Below are 18,077 nucleotides of genomic sequence, written 5' to 3' on the forward strand. Positions count from 1 at the left end.
ACCATGGCTCGTCCACGCTTCAGCGAGATGCTCGTCGAGAGGCGCAGGGCGCTCGGCCTCTCCATCGCCCAGGCCTCGTCGGTCCTCAAGCTCAAGGAGCGCGCCCTCGTCGCGTTTGAGGAGGGCGACTTTGCCCACATGCCCAAGAGCGGCTACGCCCAGGGCATGCTCGCGTCGTACTCGCGCTATCTCGGCCTCAATCCCCGCACCGTCTCCCAGCAGTTCAGTCGGGACATGGCAGACTGGGAGCGAGCGGGAGGCAGGGACCTCGCCCGGTCGCGACACGTCGACGCGTCCGTGGGGATTCCCCGTCGCGAGGGCTTCCGGGGGAGCCAGGGGCTCCTGCCCACCTCCGGCGGATATGCGGGTGACATGGGGGGCTTCGCCACGACGTCCCCCGTGAGGCCCAAGGGGCAGAGCAGCCCCCTCGTGCGTCGTGGAACCGCGGGCGCGGACGACTGGGAGCGTCGCTACACCTCCCGTGACCTCAGCTCGCCCCCGTCGCGCGCGAGCTCTCGCTACGCACGCACCCGCACGCGACAGACGCGCGCCGACCGCGCGCGGCGCCCGGAGGGCGGACCCTCGACGGTGGGGCGCGAGCGCATCGAACGGCGCGCGGTGGCGCCCAGCGACTTCACGGATGACCTGCGCTATGGTGACGCCAACCCGTACGAGGCCGCGTCCACCGCCTCCGGCAGGCGCTCATCGCGCAACATCGCGCGCGTTGACCGTCCCAACGTGCGCCGCCGCAGCGCCGACAGGGTCGCCACGGGCCGCACGGGACGCAGGGAGCCCGCGCGTCGCGCGGGCGTCATGGGATGGCTGGCCGGGCTGAACCTGAGGGGGACGCGGGGCCTCGCGTTCTTCATCCTCTTCTTCACGACGCTCATCACGTTCATCATCGTCCTCTCGGTGTCGTCATGCATCAGGAACAGCAACAGCGACGCGCGCGCCACGACCGTGGCGGTTGGCGATGCCGCGTCGACGCGGGCCGAGGCGCCCGCGACCCAGAGCACCAGCAACCCCTCGGACGCAAGCGCGGACGCAGACGCGCCGACCGACCCCGACGCGACCGCCCAGGAAAGCGAGCCGACCGTCGTTAACGTGAAGGTGGCGGACGGAGAGATCTCGTGGGTCGAGATTAAGTGCGACGGCGCGAGCATGGTGGCGGAGCAGGTCACCGGTCCCTGGGAGCGCTCATACACGGTCACGAAGTCGTTGACGGTCTCGGTCAACAACATGAGCGCCGTGACGGTCACCAAGAACGGCGCGACCCAGAGCTTCGAGTCAAAGACCTCGGGCATCGGGTCAATCTCCATTACCGGGACGCCGCCCGCCCCGACGGACGCGGCGACGACGGAAGCGGCGGGTGGTGACGACGCGGGCAAGACGGACGCCGCTGCGTCCAAGGCGACCTCCCGCTCGGCGGCCGGCACAGACTCGACGGGCGCCTAGGCGCCCTGGCACCAGCAACGTCACAGGAAGGAAGGCCTCATGGCAAAGGAAGCAAGCTTTGACATCGTGTCGATGGTGGACCTCCAGGAGGTGGACAACGCCTACCAGCAGGCGGCGCGCGAGCTGACGCAGCGCTATGACCTCAAGCAGACGGGTGCCACCCTGGACTTCTCCCGCAAGGACGAGACCTTCACGATCCAGGCCCCCTCCGACTTCGTATGCGCCCAGGTGCGCGACGTCCTCGCCGGCAAGCTCGCCAAGCGTCAGATCGACCTCGCGGCGCTGCGCTGGGGCAAGGTCGAGCCTGCCGCCGGCGCCTCGGTGCGCCAGAGCGGGAGCCTCGTCCAGGGCATAGACAAGGAGACGGCCAAACGCATCGCGAAGGACGTTCGCGACCTCAAGCTCAAGTGCAAGCCCACGGTCGAGGGGGACAAGCTTCGGGTGAGCTCCGCCTCCCGCGACGTGCTCCAGCAGGTCATCGCCGCGCTCAGGGAGGGCGACTACGGCCAGCCGCTCCAGTTCGTCAACTACCGCTAGCGGGAGGCGTCGATGCAATCCTGCCTGTTCGTGACGCTCGGCTGCGCGAAGAACGAAGTCGACACCGACCGCATGAGGGCGCTGCTGCTCAACGCGGGCTTCGGCGAGGCCCATGACGTCGATGACGCCGACGTCGTGCTCGTCAACACCTGCTCCTTTCTGGCCTCGGCGACCTCCGAGTCCGTCGAGGCCACCCTGGAGCTCGCCGACGACGTTCACCGGGGCGTCCGCGCGCGTCCCATCGTCATGTGCGGATGCGTGCCCTCCCGCTACGGAAGCGCCCTTGAGGCGGAGCTTCCCGAGGTGGCCGCCTTCGTGAGGACCAGCGAGGAGGACCAGATCGTCGAGGTGGTGTCGCGCGTGCTCGACACGGAGCCTCCGCAGGGCGCGCAGGGACGAGACGCCTCAGCGAGCCTGCGCACCGTCGAGGGCGCGAGCGCCTACGTCAAGATCTCCGACGGCTGCGACCGCTTCTGCGCCTTCTGCGCCATACCCTACATCCGCGGCCGCTATGCGTCGCGCCCGGCCGACGAGATTCTCTCTGAGGTGCGCGACCTGTTGGCGGGCGGCGTGCGCGAGATCGTCCTCATCGGACAGGACACGGGCGTGTGGGGCCATGACCTCGGCGCGGACGAGCTGAGCCTGGCCTGGCTTTTGCGTCAGGTCGCACGCGAGGTCGCACCGTACGGCGGGTGGGTGCGCGTGCTCTACCTGCAGCCCGAGGGCATGACCGATGAGCTCGTCGCGACGTTGCGCGACGTCGACGAGGTGCTGCCCTACCTTGACATCCCCATCCAGCACTGCAACGCGAGGGTGCTTTCTTCCATGGGCCGCAGCGGCTCACGTCGCGAGCTCGCGGAGCTCTTCTCCCGCCTCAGGCGCGAGATCCCCCACATGGTGCTCAGGACCACCGGACTCGTGGGCTTTCCCGGCGAGACGGAGGAGGAGTTCGAGGAGCTGCTCGACTTCGTGAGGGAGCAGGAGTTTGACTACACCTCCGTCTTCGCGTACTCGCGTGAGGACGGCACGCGCGCGGCCGGCATGGACGGCCAGATGGGGGAGGACGAACGGCGCGAGCGCGAGCAGCGCCTTCATGACGTCGCCGAGGACCTGGGCTTTGCCGCGACGGCGTCCCACGTGGGCGAGGTCGTCGACGTCATCATCGACGGCGTGGACGAGACCGACGAGGGCGTCGAGTTCATAGGCCACGCCTGGTTCCAGGCGCCCGACTGCGACGGCGCGGTGCATCTCGCCTGCGGCGAGGCGTCTGTCGGTGACAAGGTCCGGGTCCTGCTGACGGACTCGTTCTGCTATGAGCTCGAGGGCAAAGTCGTTTCCGACGAGGACGGTGAGCTGTGTGGCGACTAAGGGAATCTGGACTCCAGCCAATATCGTGACCTGCCTTCGCGTGGCGCTCGTGCCCGCCTGGCTGCTTGCGGCCGAGCTTGCGGGGGCGCCCGTGCCGGGGGAGTTCCAGCCCGGCCTGGCTCTCGTCGCCGTTCTCTTCGTCCTCCTGTCGCTCACCGACAAGCTCGACGGGTACCTGGCGCGCAGTCGCGACGAGGTGACGACCTTCGGTAAGTTCCTCGACCCCATCGCCGACAAGCTCGTCGTCGTCGTGTCCCTCTGCTTCCTGCTCGAGAGGGGATGGGTCAGCCCCTGGGTTCTGCTCGTCGTCGTCGCCCGCGAGTTCCTCGTCTCGGGGCTGCGGATGGTGGTCGCCTCCGAGGGTGAGGTCGTCGCGGCGAGCGACCTGGGAAAATGGAAGACCGCCACGACGATGGTGGCCATATCGGGACTCCTTCTCGTCATGGCCCTGCCGCAGGGGACGTGCGTCAACCTGCTTGCGACGGCGTTTCGGCTGTGCCTCGCGGCGGCGGTCGTCCTCACGATCTGGTCCGGCCTGGACTACTTCATGAAGTCCTGGCACGTCATCGTCAGGAAGGGGTAGGGCCATGAACGACGGCGCGTGGGCAAAAGGGGCCCCGGACGCCCCGGGCGAGGAGGCGCTCGCGCGGCGGGTGGTGCGTGCGGCGCGCTCGCGCGGCGTGACCGTCGGCTGCGCGGAGTCCTGCACGGGCGGCCTGGTGTGCGGCGCCCTCACCTCCGTGCCCGGCTCGTCCGCCGCGCTCGTGGGCGGCGTCGTCTCCTACGCGACGTCCGTGAAGGCGCGAGTGCTCGGCGTTGCGCAGGACGTCCTGAGCGACCCGGCGCAGGGCGCCGTCTCGGCGCCCTGCGCCGCCCAGATGGCCGAGGGCGTCACGCGCGTCGTCGGCAGCGACTTTGGCGTCTCGGTGACGGGCATAGCCGGCCCGGGCGGCGCCGAGCCCTGCAGGCCCGTTGGGACGGTGTGGTTTGGCGTGCACGGCCCAGACGGCACGCGCTGCGTCCTCGAGCGCTTCTCGGGCGACAGGGCGTCCGTGCGCCATCAGGCAGTTTGTTGCGCCTTGCGCCTTCTTTGTGAAGAGATTGAGGGTGCCAGGCCATAGACGGACGCGCGAATGAGACGCCACGTGACCAGGGTCTCATCCGCCCGCCTGCTCAGAGGCCGCCCCACGCTCGATGCGCGGCAGGGCGCGAGCATGCCGCCAGCTTTTTGCAAGCCTCCTGCCAGTCACCGCTCGTACGCTTGTGGCAGCTTGATTGACATAGAACGGGTGTTCGCATATAGTCATTCACGTAGTCACGACCTGAGGAGACAGCATGGCAAAGAGCAAGGCTCCCGCGCGCGAGGTCCACGAGAAGACCTACGGCGAGGAGCGTGACAAGATGATCGAGGCCACCGCCAAGGAGATCAACAAGAAGTTTGGCAGCGGGGCCATCATGCGCTTCGGCGACGGCGGCACAGACCTTGAGGTGGAGGCCATCCCCACGGGCTCCATTGCCCTTGACGCGGCGCTCGGCATCGGCGGCGTGCCCCGCGGCCGCATCGTCGAGATCTATGGCCCCGAGTCCTCCGGCAAGACGACGCTGTCCCTCGAGATCCTTGCCGAGGCCCAGGCCATGGGGGGCATGGTCGCCTTCATCGACGCGGAGCACGCGCTCGACCCCAGCTATGCCGCGCGCATCGGCGTCGACATAGACGAGGTGCTCATCTCCCAGCCCGACACGGGCGAGCAGGCGCTCGAGATCTGCGACATGCTCGTGCGCTCGGGCTCCATCGACGTCGTCGTCATAGACTCCGTCGCGGCGCTGGTGCCCCGCGCCGAGATAGAGGGTGAGATCGGCGACACCACGGTCGGCCTTCAGGCACGTCTCATGAGCCAGGCCCTGCGCAAGCTCGCCGGGTCGCTCTCCAAGTCAAAAACCACCTGCGTCTTCATCAACCAGCTGCGCGAGAAGATCGGCATCATGTTCGGCAACCCCGAGACCACGCCGGGCGGCCGCGCCCTCAAGTTCTTCTCGTCCGTCCGCATGGACATACGTCGCATCGACTCCATCAAGCGCAACAACGAGATTGTCGGCAACCGCGTCCGCGTCAAAGTCGTCAAGAACAAGGTCGCGCCCCCGTTCAAGCAGGCGGAGTTTGACATCATGTACGGCACGGGCATCTCCAAGGAGGGCTCCATCCTCGACATGGCCGTCGACTATGACATCGTCGAGAAGGCCGGGTCTTGGTTCACCTATGGCGAGGAACGCCTGGGTCAGGGTCGCGAGGCGGCCAAGGAGTTTTTGGCCACCAATCCCGACCTGCGCGAGGAGGTTGACCACAAGGTGCGCGTCGCCTGCGGGCTCGAGCTGGGCGACGAGCGGGTGGGGGAGCCCCTCCTGGGTGACGGGCCCACGAGCGAGGCCTAGCGATGGGCGCAGGCCAGGACACGGGCGCCCTCACCTGGAACGTCGCGCTTCCCGCCCGTCGCGGGCGACAGGAGGCAATCTCGTGCCTCAAGCCGACGGCGTGCGTCTCGCTCGTCCAGGACGACGCCGAGGAGACGTTTCGGGTGCCGATTTCCGTCGGCAAGGAGCTTGACCGCCTCAAAAGACAAGGGTCGCTCGCGCCCCGCTCGCGCAACGAGCTCGTCTTCAAGCTGCGCGAGCTCCAGGAGCGCCAGGCGTGCCTTCGGGCCACCTTTCTTCTGGACAGGCGCGATTACTCCTCCAAGGAGCTTACGGACAAACTGCGGGCGGACGGCTACTGGTCGGACGTCACGACGGCCTGCCTCGTACGTCTGCGCGACCTGGGGCTCGTCAACGACGCCCGCTATGCCGACGTCTTCGTGCGCTCGAAGCTCTACGCCGGCTGGGGCATGGCCAAGATCGAGCGGGCGCTCACCCAGCGCGGCGTTGACGTGGGCGAGCTCGACGGCTGGCCTGACGCCTTCATTGACCCCGAGGACGAAGGCGCGCGCGCCTTCGAGCTGGTCGCGCGACGGCGCTTCGGCGGGCGCGACCCGTACGCCAAGGCCGTCCGCTTTTTGTGCGCTCGCGGCTTCTCTGCGGCCGTCGCCCACGCCGCGGCCGCGCGACTGCGAGACGAGGGACTCCTGCCCTCCTGAGTTGTCGGCAATCCATGCGTTTGGGTTACCGCTCGTTCTTTTGGTTTGACAGGTCGCGGCCGCCAAATTAGGATTAAAGTCGCTGTTTGAGTCGTTTTTTCCAGCCTTGTGGGGCTGGTATCCATATCTGTTCTGTTGGCCACGTTCCTTTTGCCCTCGGTCGAAACACACAGCTCAGAGTACGCCTCAGATGGCGGGTTCCGATGACGTGCGCATCGGTCTCCTGAACAGACATACCAGCTATCTGAGGAGCAACCATGGAATGGATGATCATCATTGGCATAGCCTGCCTGGCGGCGGGGGCGATCGGGTCCTACCTGTTCGTCTCGAACGCTAACAACTCCAAGGTCCAGGAGGCCGCGAGGGTCGTCAGCGAGGCGGAGCAACGGGCGCGTCGCATCACCGAGGACGCCCAGCGTGACGCCGAGACCGCGCGAAAGACCTCCCTCGTCGAGGCACGCGAGGAGATTCTCAAGCTCAAGCAGAGCTCCGAGGGCGAGGAGAAGAAGCGCAAGCAGGAGCTTCAGGCCATGGAGAATCGCATCATGCAGCGCGAGGAGTCCCTTGACCGCCGCAACGACGCCCTCGATCGCAAGGAGCATCAGCTCTCGAGCCTCCAGGGTCAGATTGACAAGCGAAAGGTCGAGGTTGACGAGCTCTTTGGCAAGCAGACGGCGGAACTTGAGCGCATCGCCGTCCTGACCCGCGAGGACGCCCACAGGGAGCTGCTCGACCGCGTCCGCGCGGACGCGGTGCGCGAGGAGGCGCAGATTCTGCGCGAGTCCGAGCAGCGCGTGCGCGCCCGGGCCGACAAGACCGCACGCGAGATCGTCTCGACGGCCATTCAGCGCTGCGCCTCGGACCAGGCCAGCGAGATCACCGTCACGTCCGTCCATATCCCCTCCGATGACCTCAAGGGACGCATCATCGGGCGCGAGGGGCGCAACATCCGCACGTTCGAGCAGGTCACGGGCGTCTCTCTCGTCATCGACGACACGCCCGAGACCGTCGTTTTGTCCAGCTTCGATCCCGTGCGCCGCGAGACGGCCCGCGTCGCCCTCGAAAACCTCATCGCCGACGGGCGCATCCATCCCGCGCGCATTGAGGAGATGTACGCCAAGGCGGAGACGCTCGTCAACGAGCGCGTGGTCGAGGCCGGCGAGCAAGCTGCCTTTGACTGCGGCATCCAAGACCTCCATCCCGACCTCATCAAGGTCCTCGGTCGCCTGCGCTATCGGACCTCCTTTGGCCAGAACGTCCTCAGGCACTCGGTCCAGGTCGCCTCGCTCTGCGCCATGATGGCCTCCGAGCTGGGTCTCGACGAGACGCCCGCCAAGCGCGCCGGTCTTTTGCACGACATCGGCAAGGCCATCGACCATGACGTCGAGGGGCCGCATGCCGTCATCGGCGCCGACCTCTGCCGTCGTTTGGGCGAGCGCCCCGAGATCGTCCACGCCGTAGAGGCGCACCATGCGGACATCGAGCCCAACACGGTGCTTGACGTTCTGGTGCAGGCCGCCGACGCCATCTCGGCGGCACGACCCGGCGCCCGCCGCGAGAGCGCCGAGGCGTACATCAAGCGCCTCGAGAAGCTCGAGGAGATCTCCAACGCGCACGAGGGCGTCGAGCGCACCTACGCCATGCAGGCCGGTCGCGAGCTGCACGTCATGGTGCAGCCCGAGAAGGTCTCCGACGCCGAGGCGACGGTCCTCGCCCACGACATCGCCCGTCAGATCGAGGACGGCATGCAGTATCCCGGGCAGGTTCGCGTCGTCGTCATCCGCGAGTCGCGCGCCGTGGGCATCGCCAAATAGGCGGCACGGATGTCCGCCTCCGACGACCTCGCAGACTTCATCTCCGACGTCGGCCTCGACCGTTCGCTGCGGGTCGAGGAGAACCTCGGGGAGGGCTTCGTCCGCCTCAGGGTCTCTGAGGCGGAGCGTCGTCAGGCCAAGCAGGACGTCCGCTGCGTGGAGGACGCCGTGCTCGAGCTCTTGCGCAACGCCCGTGACGCCGGGGCCCGCCACGTCTTTCTCGCCTTGTCCCGCGAGGGGGACACCCGCACGCTCGTCATGCTTGACGACGGCTGCGGCATCCCGGATGACCTGCGCGAACGCGTCTTTGATGCGCGCGTCACCTCCAAGCTGGACAGCTTTCGCCAGGACCGCTGGGGCGTCCACGGCAGGGGCATGGCGCTCTTCTCGGTCCGGGAGAACGCCGCGAGCGCCTGCGTGAGCGCCACGGTCCCTGGACGCGGGACGGCCGTCAAGGTGGCCTTTGACGTCACCCGGCTGCCTGAGCGCAAGGACCAGTCGAGCTGGCCTGCGTTCGAGGTGGTCGATGACGGGGAGCGTCGGCTGACGAGGGGGCCGCACAACATCATCAGGCGCTGCTGCGAGTTTGCCCTGGAGGAGCATGGAAGTCTGGACGTGTGGGTGGGATCACCCTCCGACGTCGCCGCCACCCTGCGGGGCAAGACGGGCCTCGTGCGCGGTCCCAGCGAGCTCCTCTTCGTTGACGGCATTGACGACCTGGGAGTGCTCGAGCGCTTTCCCGCCGCCGCCGACGCGACGGAGCTCCTCGACGCGGCCCGCTCCGTCGGGCTCGAGATGGGGGAGCGCACGGCACATCGCGTGTGCTCAGGACAGATCAAGCCGGTGCGCAGCGTCTACGCCACGCTCACGCGCCGCCTCGATCGCAGGGGTCCTGTCGCCACCAAGCCGGCGGACATCTATCGCGAGGCACGTCGGCTCAGGATCGACGCGCGTGACGCCAGCGCGTTCTCGCGCCTCATGCGCAAGGACTTCTCCTACCTGGCCGACCGGTACTACCTTGACCTCATGGAAGACCCCGAGGTGCGCGCCACAGGCGGCAAGGTGGTCGTCACCTTCCGCGTCTCGCAGGATGACTGAGGGGTTCTGCGGTACCATAGGCAGACAGGCCCACTCTCGCACGCATCGATCCAACACGCAGACGTCGCAGCTCAAACGAGGTAATCGCACAACAGGAGAGTTTTATGAAGTTCCTCAAGGTCTCGAGCAAGTCCTCTCCCGCCTCCGTCGCCGGGGCCATTGCGGGCATGGTCAAGGACGGTGCGCCCGTCAACATACAGTCCGTGGGCGCCGGGGCCGTCAACCAGGCCGTCAAGGCCATCGCCATCGCCCGCGGCTTTCTCATCCCCACGGGCGTCGACATCTCCTGCGCGCCCACGTTCTCGGACATCGAGATCGGCGGCGAGACGCGCACGGCCATTCGCATCGCCATCTACGTGCATCGCATCAGCGCCCAAAGCTCGTCGAGCTACCTTGGGCCCGAGACCTCCGACGACGGCGCGTGCATGGGCGGGGAGGCGTCGTGACGGACCAGAGGAGCCTCATCGGCAAGACCTACTTCGTCCGCATTTTCGGGTGCCAGATGAACCTTCATGACGCTGAGCGCGTGAGCGGCCTTTTGGACTCGTGCGGCTGCATCGCGGTCAGCGACGCCGCCGACGCTGACGTCGTCGTCTTCATGACCTGCTCCGTGCGCGAGAAGGCCGACACGCACCTGTACGGCGAGGCCTCCAACCTCTCGCGGCTGCCCGCGGCCCCGTCCGGTCGGCGCGTCGTGGCCGTGGGGGGCTGCATCGCCCAGCGCGAGGGCGCGAATCTGTCCCAGCTCGTCCCCAACGTGGACGTCGTCTTTGGCACGAGCGCCCTGGCGTCCCTGCCCGAGCTGCTTGTCGAGGCCCTGGAAGGCGATGGCACGGGCGTCGTGGCGGACACGGGCGAGGAGGGGAGGGGCTTCTCGGCCGACCTGCCCTCGCGTCGTGCCTCGAGCTTCCATGCCTGGGTGCCCATCATGTACGGCTGCAACAACTTCTGCACCTACTGCATCGTCCCCTACGTCCGCGGCCGCGAGCGCGCCCGACGGATGGAGCGCGTGGTTGACGAGGTCGCGCGCCTGGCCTCCGAAGGTGTGCGCGAGGTCACGCTCCTGGGCCAGAACGTCAACTCCTACGGTCGCGACCTGTACGGCGAGCCCCGCTTTGCTGAGCTCTTGCGGCGCGTGGGCCAGACCGGCATCGAGCGCGTTCGCTTCACCTCATCCAACCCCAAGGACCTCTCAGCCGACACCATACGGGCCATGGCGGAGGTCCCCGCCGTGATGCCCCACCTCCATCTGGCGGTGCAGAGCGGCTCCACGCGCATTCTCAAGGCCATGAACCGCAGCTACACGCGCGAGCAGTACCTCAAGATCGTCTCCGACCTCAGGGCGGCGGTCCCTGGCATCGCCCTTTCCACGGACATCATCGTGGGCTTTCCGGGCGAGACCGAGAAAGACTTCGCGGACACCCTTTCCCTCGTGAGCGAGGTGGGCTTCTCGTCCGCCTACACCTTCATCTACTCGCGCCGCCCGGGCACGCCCGCGGCGAAGATCGCCGACGACACGCCGCGCGACGTCATCCAGGGGCGCTTCGGGCGTCTGGCCCAGGTGGTGGAGGACTGCGCGCTCGCCGCCAACCAAGGCGAGCGGGGCGCCGTCGTCGAGGTCCTCGTCGAGGGCGCCTCAAAGCGCGACGAGCGCGTCATGGTGGGGCATAGCCCCAAGAACCAGACCGTCCTCTTTGCGCTTCCCGCAGACAGGTCGGCGGCGTCGCTGGCAGGAACGCTCTGCGACGTGCGCGTGAAAGACGCGCGCCCCTGGTTTTTGCGTGGATCGCTCGAAGGTGAGCCTCGGTGAGCCTTCCCGGCCCCGTCATAGCTATCGTCGGCCCTACGGCCTCCGGCAAGAGCGCCGTCGCCGAGCGCGTCGCCGAGCGCCTGGAATCCGCCGTCATCTCCGTCGATGCGATGCAGGTCTATTGTGGCATGGACGTCGGCACCGCCAAGACGCCCGTCGGCGCCCGACGGGCGCCCCTGCTCATGGTTGACGTCGCGGACCCTCGCGAGAGCTTCTCGGCACGGCTCTTCCAGGACCAGGCACGTGCGCACATTGACCGCCTCCTCGCACGGCAGCTCACGCCCGTCCTCTGCGGCGGGACGGGACTCTACCTTGACGCCGTCATCGACGAGATGGACTTTCCCCCAGGCCCCGAGGGGCTGGCAGACGGGGTGCGGGAGCGCCTGGACGAGCAGCTGCGAGCGCTGGGCCCCACCGGCCTGCATGCCCGGCTCGCTGAGCTCGACCCCCAAAGCGCGCGCCTCATCCACCCACAGAACTCCCGCCGCGTCATGCGCGCCCTCGAGCTATGGGAGCGAGGGCTGAGCTACGCGCGCACGCACGAGGGCCTCAAGGACCGTCGCCCGCGCTATCACACGCTCATCTTCGCGCTCATGATGGACCGCCAGCGGCTCTACCGGCGCATCGAGCGGCGCGTGGACCAGATGCTCGAGGCGGGGCTTCTCGATGAGGTGCGCGGGCTATGGGAGGAGGGGGCCCTCATCGACGACACGACGGCGGCGCAGGCCATCGGCTACAAGGAGCTTGTGTCGGTGCTGCGCGGCGAGGCCACGCTCGACGACGCGCGACGCCTCATGGTCACGCGCACGCGGCGCTATGCGAAGCGCCAGCTCTCCTGGATCAGGAGGGACGGTCGCGCCCGGACGCTCAACCTGGACCTCATGACGCCCGAGGAAGCGGCGGAGAAGGTCCTCGACGCCCTTGCGGAGGCGCGGGAGGTCGGTGCTGCGGATGGCTAGGTTCACCCCGCGGCTCACGGCCCCGGCGCGCGAGCGCGCCATCCTCGTCGGCGTTGATCTGGGAGACGCGAGCTGGCCCCTCGAGGACTCGCTCGAGGAGCTCGGCCGCCTCGCGCACACGGACGGCGCCGAGGTCGTCGCCGTGGTCACCCAGCGCCTCGAGCGTCTCGTGCCGCGTACGTTCGTTGGCAGCGGCAAAGCCGAGGAGATCGCCCGCCTGGCACGGTCGCTCCATGCCGACGTCGTCATCTTTGACGACGAGCTGAGCCCCTCGCAGCAGAGCAACCTCGAACGCGTCATGGGGGAGCCGACCAAGGTCATCGACCGCACCGCCCTGATACTTGACATATTTGGCACGCATGCTAAGACGCACGAGGGCAGGCTTCAGGTCCAGCTCGCACAGCTGCAGTACGTGCTGCCCCGCCTGCGCGGGATGTGGGGCCATCTCGTGGGCGAGCAGACGCGCGGCGGCATCGGGAGCCGCTTTGGCCAGGGGGAGAGCCAGCTCGAGGTTGACCGCCGTCTCATCAGGGACCGCATCAGCTGGCTGAGACGCGAGCTCAAGGCGCTCGAGGGGCGCCGTCGCGTGCAGAGCAAGGCGCGATGGGACTCGGGCGTCTATCGCGTCGCGCTCGTCGGCTACACGAACGCCGGCAAGTCAACCCTGCTCAACCGGCTTACGGGCGCGCAGGTGTATGCCAAGGACGAGCTGTTCGCGACGCTCGACCCCACCACGAGGGCGCTGTCGCTGGACGCGGGGCGCAAGGTCACCCTCACCGACACCGTGGGGTTCATCCAAAAGTTGCCCACCACGCTCGTCGAGTCCTTCAAGTCGACGCTGGCCGAGGCGCGCGCCGCCGACCTGATCCTCAGGGTCGCCGACGCCTCTGACCCCCAGCGCGACAGGCAGCTCGAGGCGGTCGATCAGGTGCTCGGCCAGATCGGCGCCGCCGACATCCCCTCGCTTATCGTCTACAACAAGTGCGACCTTCTTAACGAGACGGACCTGGCGGGCGTCATGGGAGCGCATCCGAGCGCCCTTCTCGTCTCGGCGCTAGACGGTCGAGGCTTGGACGCGCTGCTCGTTAGCGTGGCGCAGAAGGCGGGCGAGGGCGACCGGGCCATGACCGTCCTCATCCCCTATGACAAGGGACTCCTTCAGAAGCTGATCCATGAGCGCTGCCAGATCATGCGCGAGCAGTACCTGCAGGAGGGTCTGCTCGTCACGGCGCGGGTGCCCGCACGCCTGGCAGACACGCTCCGGCGATACGCTCGCGCAGACACCCGGTCTGGCGGACGCGAGCGTCATGACCAGGACGTCGAGGACGGCCGGTCCTAAGGGACCTTGCCTGTCAGCACGGCCCCAAGCGCCAGCAGCAGGGGCTGGTGGACCAGATACGCCACGAGCGAGTGCCTGCCCAGCCACTCGAGGGGACGACACACGGACCTGCCGAGCGCCGCCGTCGCCGACGTCGCCGAGAGCCCCCTGCCAAAGCTCGCGCCAGCCAGGTACATGAGGCCGTAGGGGAGAAGGGGGTAGTAGTCCCCCGAGCAGAAGAGGGCGTCAGGAAAGCCGAGCCAGGCAAGCCAGGGGGTGGCGTAGAGCCCCTGCGGCAGGCGCATCAGGACGGGACCCACGCCAAGGAAGCCGGCAGGAACGTTGAGGCTCAGCACGAAGAGGGCGACGAGGGACAGCGTCGTGGCCCTGCCTCCTCGCGGGAGGCCATAGCGACCCAGCAGGGCGGCAAGAAGCGTACTGGCTCCCATGCAGAAGATGATGCCAAAGCTTATGGGCGCATCGACGCCCACCGCGCTCGTGGCCGCGTATATCCCCAGCGCGACGAGCAGGTACCTGGCGCCGCGGCGCGGCAGGCTGCGTGAGTAGGAGCACATCCAGCCGGCGACGAACAGGAAGGTCCAGCTGATGGACGCGCGCCACACATCCAGAAGGGGCGGCCGAAAGAACGCAAGGGGCACCCCAAAGAGATGGCTCAGGTCATAGCACCAGTGGAAGAGGGCCATGGAGATCACCGTGAGTCCCTTGAGGGCGTCAACCCCCGCCAAACGCCCAGGGCGGGCAGGCGAGGTCCGTCGCGGCGCGCCGCTAGGCAAGGGAGCGCACCAGCGCCACGACCTTGCCCACGATGCGCGGGTTCGTGGCGTAGATGGGCTCCATCGCGTCGTTCTCGGGCTGCAGGCGAATCCGGCCCTTCTCGCGATAGAACGTCTTGACCGTGGCGCCGTCATCGACGAGCGCCACGACGACGTCGCCGTCGGAGGCGTCCGGCTGCTCGTGGACGGCGATGACGTCGCCGTCGAGGATGCCCTTGTTGATCATGGAGCTGCCACGGACCCGCAGCAAGAACGAGCAGGCGTCACCCACCAGGCTGACGGGCAGGGCGACCTCCTCCTCGATGTTCTGCTCGGCCAGAATGGGGGTGCCGGCGGCCACGCGGCCCACGAGCGGCAGCGACAGCATGGCGACCTTGACGTCACAGGCGGCGGGGGCCACGCCGACGGCGTCGGAGGGACGCTCCGGGCCTTTTACCTCGATCGTGCGGGGCTTGTTGCTGGCCCGCTTAATGAGCTGGCGCTCCTCGAGCACCTTAAGGTGCATGTGGACGGTGGAGGGGGAGGCGAGCCCCACGGCCTTGCCGATCTCGCGCACCGAGGGCGCATAGCCGTGCTCGGCCGTATACCCGCAGATGTAGTCGTAGATGGACGCCTGCCTCTTGCTGAGCTTGTCCTTGGACATGTCTCCCCCCTTGCGATGGTCACCGAGCGACGGGGCGGTATGCAAACATATGTTCTTATTTCACTTGACAGCCGCCCTGCATGTTCGTAGTATAGCACATGTGTTCTAAGTACGTGTGTTCTATCGCATTCCTGTCGGGTCCGCCTGCTATACCTATCCCAGTTACCTACGACAGGGGAGAAGCCATCATGCCCACCGCCATCGCCGCCATTGCCCTGCCCTCTGCCGCCCTTGATGCCTGGGCTCCCGAGGACGAGGAGCGCCCGCTGTTCACGCTCATCACGGGAGGCAGGTCCTGCGCGGACGTCCCGGCCATGCGTCGGTTGCGGCACGCCCGCGTGCCTTTGCGCCTCACCGCGGCGGGCGTCGTCCTTGCGCTCGCGGCCCTCGTTGCCGTCGGCCTGCTCTTATCTGGGGCGCAGCGCCGCGCCGCCGCCCTGCTCGAGGCCGCCCCCACGCAGGTCGTCGTCGTGCATCAGGGGGACAGCGTCTGGGACATCGCCCAAAGGTCCCGCCTGGACGGCGTCTCGACCCAGGACGTCGCCTCCTGGATCGGCGTTCAAAACGACCTCGACGGGGCGCGCGTCCGGCCGGGGGACCGCCTCGTCGTCCCCGCCTCCTAGGTGGGACCCGCCCAGGGGCAGCCTCAGGCACCATCGCGGCCTTGCTTGGCCGGCATCCTGCTTTGTTTCATATTCAGGACGATTGTCCTCGGGCCTGCCGCGACCGGACGTCTTATGCTATCGTCCCGTTGTCACTTTGATAGGGGGATACATGCGCTGTCCGAAGTGTGGGTGCGAAGAGTCCAAGGTCGTGGACTCGCGTCCCTCCGAGAGCAATGACGCCATCCGCCGCCGCAGGGAATGCGTTCGCTGCGGCACGCGATTCACCACCTACGAGCGGCGCGAGGAGATACCCCTTCTGGTCGTCAAGAAGGACGGTCACAAGGAGACCTTCGAGAGGGGCAAGCTCATGCGGGGCCTCGTCGCGGCCACCATCAAGCGCGACGTCCCCATGGAAAAGCTCGACGGCCTCATCGACGAGATCGTCTCGGAGCTTAGGGACAACGGCATGTCCGAGGTTGACTCCCAGGACCTGGGAAAGATGGTACTGCAGCGTCTTGCCGACGTTGACAAGGTCGCCTACGTGCGCTTTGCCTCCGTTTACCGTGATTTCAAGGACGTCGATGAGTTCAGCGAGGAACTGAGGAGTCTTGCCCGATGACGCACCAGCCCGACCGCATCACCCTTCCCATACGCCGCCTCGATCCCACCGTCCAGCTGCCAAGCTATGCCTATGAGGGCGACGCGGGGCTTGATTTGCGCTCGAACGAGGACGTGACGCTCAAGCCCTTTGAGCGGCGCCTCGTGTCGACGGGGCTCGCCGTCGCTATCCCCGAGGGCTTCGGGGGCTTCGTCCAGCCGCGCAGCGGTCTCGCCCTCAAGAAGGGCCTCTCCATGGCCAACACCCCCGGCCTCATCGACGCCCACTACCGCGGCGAGCTCAAGGTCTGCGCCATCAACCTTGACCCGGTCCATGACATCCGCATCGAGCGCGGCGAGCGCATCGCCCAGCTCGTCATCAAGCGCGTCCCCGTCGTGACGCTCAAGGAGGTCAACGTCCTTGACGAGACCGACCGTGGTGCGCAGGGCTTTGGCTCCAGCGGCGTCTGACGCCGTCGCACGATGCCGCCGAGCCAGCGTCGTGGCGGCAAGGACCCATCCAAACATGCTGGAAGGAAGGAACGCATGGAACAGCTCTTCAAGATGTCCGAGAGGGGATCGTCCCTCTCGCAGGAGTTTCGCGCCGGTCTGACGACGTTTCTGGCGATGTCCTACATCATCGCCCTGAACCCCCTCATTCTCTCGAGCGCGGGCGTCCCCATCTCCGCCACCATCACCAGCACCTGCTTTGGCGCCGGCGTCATGACGATTCTCATGGGGATCTTCGCCAACCGACCGATTGCCCTGGCCTCCGGGCTCGGCATCAACTCCATGATCGTCGTTGCCACCACGTCGTACTGCGACGGCGACTGGCACGCCGCCATGGGCGTCATCTTCGTCGAGGGCGTCGTCATCCTGCTGTTGGTCCTGTGCGGCCTGCGCGAGGCCATCATGGACGCTATCCCCGTGTCGCTGCGCCATGGCATCTCGGTGGGGCTCGGCCTGTTCATCGCCATGATCGGCCTCGCCAATGCCGGCATCATCAACGGTGACGGTGCGACGCTGGTCTCGCTGGGCGACGTCACGAGCCCCTCGTTCATCCTGGGTGTCATCTCCATCGTCGCCACGGTCACCTTCGTGGCGCTGGGCGTCAAGGGCGCCCTGCTCCTGGGCATCCTCGTCGCCGTCGTCCTGGGCATCCCCCTGGGGCTCACGGCCATGCCGGCGGGCGTCGTCTCGCTGCCCGACTTCTCGTCCTTTGGGGCGCCCTTCCAGGCCGACCAGGCCGGCGTCATCGGCCTCGCCAAGGTCGTCACGACGCCCACCCTGCTCATCCTGGCCTTCTCGCTCATGATGTCGGACTTCTTCGACACGATGGGCACCGCCATGGCCGTCGCGAAGCAGGGCGAGTTCCTCACCGAGGACGACAACGTGGAGAACATGCGAGAGATTCTCGTCGTGGACTCCTGCGCCGCCTGGATGGGCGGCCTCGTGGGCGCCTCCTCCATCACCTCCTTCGTCGAGTCCGCCTCCGGCGCCGCCGACGGCGGGCGCACGGGCCTCACGTCCGTGTCCTGCGGTCTGCTCTTCATCCTCGCCGCATTCTTCGCGCCACTGATCGCCGTGGTTCCCGGGGCCGCCACCTGCGGCGCCTTGGTGTATGTTGGCTACCTCATGCTGTCCGAGGCAGCCGAGATCGCATGGGGCGACCTTCTCGAGGGCCTTCCCGCCTTCCTCATCGTCGCCGGCATCCCCATGACCTACTCCATCTCGTCCGGCATCGGCCTGGGCTTCATCGGCTATGTCGTCGTCGCCCTCGCCACGGGCCAGGTCAGGAAGATCAAGCCCCTCATGTGGGTTGCGGCGGCCGCCTTCGTAATCTACTTCCTCGTCTCCTAGCGGCGAGGCCGTCCGGGGCCCGACTGAGGTCGGGCCCTTTTTTTGACCTTTGAGGCGTAGCTTGCCGCGGAGCCTTCGCCTCGCGGGACCA

19 protein-coding genes are annotated in these 18,077 nt (G+C 67.5%); 17 read left to right on the top strand and 2 right to left on the bottom strand.

Features of this window, described 5'->3' with window-relative positions; genetic code table 11:
• The first annotated feature begins 3 nt into the window (after positions 1–3).
• The 13 genes from HMPREF2826_RS07070 to hflX all read left to right on the top strand — a co-directional run bounded on the left by HMPREF2826_RS07070 (position 4) and on the right by hflX (position 13,508).
• Positions 4–1,455, top strand: coding sequence for a helix-turn-helix domain-containing protein (locus HMPREF2826_RS07070; RefSeq protein ID WP_070640516.1), 1,452 nt, complete (start codon positions 4–6; stop codon positions 1,453–1,455).
• Between the two features lie 39 nt (positions 1,456–1,494).
• The gene (locus HMPREF2826_RS07075) at positions 1,495–1,992 is read left to right on the top strand and encodes a YajQ family cyclic di-GMP-binding protein (protein ID WP_058270411.1); all 498 of its coding nucleotides are present in this window, start codon (positions 1,495–1,497) and stop codon (positions 1,990–1,992) included.
• A gap of 12 nt (positions 1,993–2,004) precedes the next feature.
• On the top strand, positions 2,005–3,360 hold the full coding sequence (gene rimO, locus HMPREF2826_RS07080) for a 30S ribosomal protein S12 methylthiotransferase RimO (RefSeq protein ID WP_070640518.1): 1,356 nt from the start codon (positions 2,005–2,007) through the stop codon (positions 3,358–3,360).
• Positions 3,305–3,943, top strand: a complete 639-nt coding sequence (pgsA, locus tag HMPREF2826_RS07085) for a CDP-diacylglycerol--glycerol-3-phosphate 3-phosphatidyltransferase (RefSeq protein WP_070640520.1) — start codon at positions 3,305–3,307, stop codon at positions 3,941–3,943. The genes rimO and pgsA overlap by 56 nt, the downstream gene beginning before the upstream one ends.
• Before the next feature lie 4 nt (positions 3,944–3,947).
• Positions 3,948–4,481, top strand: a complete 534-nt coding sequence (locus tag HMPREF2826_RS07090; protein ID WP_070640522.1) for a CinA family protein — start codon at positions 3,948–3,950, stop codon at positions 4,479–4,481.
• Positions 4,482–4,695: 214 nt separating this feature from the next.
• Positions 4,696–5,790, top strand: coding sequence for a recombinase RecA (recA, locus tag HMPREF2826_RS07095; protein ID WP_058270407.1), 1,095 nt, complete (start codon positions 4,696–4,698; stop codon positions 5,788–5,790).
• A 2-nt stretch (positions 5,791–5,792) separates the two neighbouring features.
• Positions 5,793–6,488, top strand: a complete 696-nt coding sequence (locus HMPREF2826_RS07100) for a regulatory protein RecX (RefSeq protein ID WP_070640524.1) — start codon at positions 5,793–5,795, stop codon at positions 6,486–6,488.
• A 257-nt stretch (positions 6,489–6,745) separates the two neighbouring features.
• Positions 6,746–8,302, top strand: a complete 1,557-nt coding sequence (rny, locus tag HMPREF2826_RS07105) for a ribonuclease Y (protein ID WP_070640526.1) — start codon at positions 6,746–6,748, stop codon at positions 8,300–8,302.
• A gap of 9 nt (positions 8,303–8,311) precedes the next feature.
• A complete protein-coding gene (locus HMPREF2826_RS07110; RefSeq protein ID WP_070640527.1) occupies positions 8,312–9,400 on the top strand; it encodes an ATP-binding protein in 1,089 nt (362 codons plus the stop codon).
• Positions 9,401–9,504: 104 nt separating this feature from the next.
• Positions 9,505–9,846, top strand: a complete 342-nt coding sequence (locus tag HMPREF2826_RS09695) for a stage V sporulation protein S (protein WP_070640528.1) — start codon at positions 9,505–9,507, stop codon at positions 9,844–9,846.
• A complete protein-coding gene (gene miaB / locus HMPREF2826_RS07120) occupies positions 9,843–11,210 on the top strand; it encodes a tRNA (N6-isopentenyl adenosine(37)-C2)-methylthiotransferase MiaB (protein WP_070640530.1) in 1,368 nt (455 codons plus the stop codon). Before HMPREF2826_RS09695 ends, miaB begins: the two co-directional genes overlap by 4 nt.
• Positions 11,207–12,169, top strand: a complete 963-nt coding sequence (gene miaA / locus HMPREF2826_RS07125; protein ID WP_070640532.1) for a tRNA (adenosine(37)-N6)-dimethylallyltransferase MiaA — start codon at positions 11,207–11,209, stop codon at positions 12,167–12,169. Before miaB ends, miaA begins: the two co-directional genes overlap by 4 nt.
• Entirely contained in the window at positions 12,162–13,508 is a 1,347-nt protein-coding gene (gene hflX / locus HMPREF2826_RS07130) for a GTPase HflX (RefSeq protein WP_070640534.1), read from the top strand. Before miaA ends, hflX begins: the two co-directional genes overlap by 8 nt.
• On the opposite strand, the gene HMPREF2826_RS07135 is transcribed toward hflX, so the two are convergent.
• Both HMPREF2826_RS07135 and lexA read right to left on the bottom strand, forming a co-directional pair.
• Complete coding sequence (locus HMPREF2826_RS07135; protein WP_256388672.1) at positions 13,505–14,281, bottom strand: heparan-alpha-glucosaminide N-acetyltransferase; 777 nt, start codon at positions 14,279–14,281, stop codon at positions 13,505–13,507. The two genes, hflX and HMPREF2826_RS07135, sit on opposite strands and share 4 nt — an antisense overlap.
• Positions 14,274–14,924, bottom strand: coding sequence for a transcriptional repressor LexA (lexA, locus tag HMPREF2826_RS07140; protein WP_070640538.1), 651 nt, complete (start codon positions 14,922–14,924; stop codon positions 14,274–14,276). Before lexA ends, HMPREF2826_RS07135 begins: the two co-directional genes overlap by 8 nt.
• A 188-nt stretch (positions 14,925–15,112) precedes the next feature.
• Here lexA and HMPREF2826_RS07145 point away from each other — a divergent pair, with 188 nt between their 5' ends.
• The 4 genes from HMPREF2826_RS07145 (at position 15,113) to HMPREF2826_RS07160 (ending at position 17,986) form a co-directional block, all read left to right on the top strand.
• Positions 15,113–15,547 (top strand): LysM peptidoglycan-binding domain-containing protein, encoded by a 435-nt coding sequence (locus HMPREF2826_RS07145; protein WP_070640540.1) that lies wholly within the window; start codon positions 15,113–15,115, stop codon positions 15,545–15,547.
• 151 nt (positions 15,548–15,698) lie between these two features.
• Positions 15,699–16,148: a transcriptional regulator NrdR gene (nrdR, locus tag HMPREF2826_RS07150; protein WP_070640542.1), complete on the top strand. Its 450-nt coding sequence runs from the start codon at positions 15,699–15,701 to the stop codon at positions 16,146–16,148.
• A complete protein-coding gene (gene dut, locus HMPREF2826_RS07155; protein ID WP_070640544.1) occupies positions 16,145–16,597 on the top strand; it encodes a dUTP diphosphatase in 453 nt (150 codons plus the stop codon). The genes nrdR and dut overlap by 4 nt, the downstream gene beginning before the upstream one ends.
• Positions 16,598–16,672: 75 nt before the next feature.
• Complete coding sequence (locus HMPREF2826_RS07160) at positions 16,673–17,986, top strand: NCS2 family permease (RefSeq protein ID WP_070640546.1); 1,314 nt, start codon at positions 16,673–16,675, stop codon at positions 17,984–17,986.
• The last annotated feature ends 91 nt before the right edge of the window (positions 17,987–18,077 follow it).

It is taken from the genome of Olsenella sp. HMSC062G07 (genome assembly GCF_001811895.1).
Lineage (GTDB): Bacteria > Actinomycetota > Coriobacteriia > Coriobacteriales > Atopobiaceae > Olsenella_F > Olsenella_F massiliensis.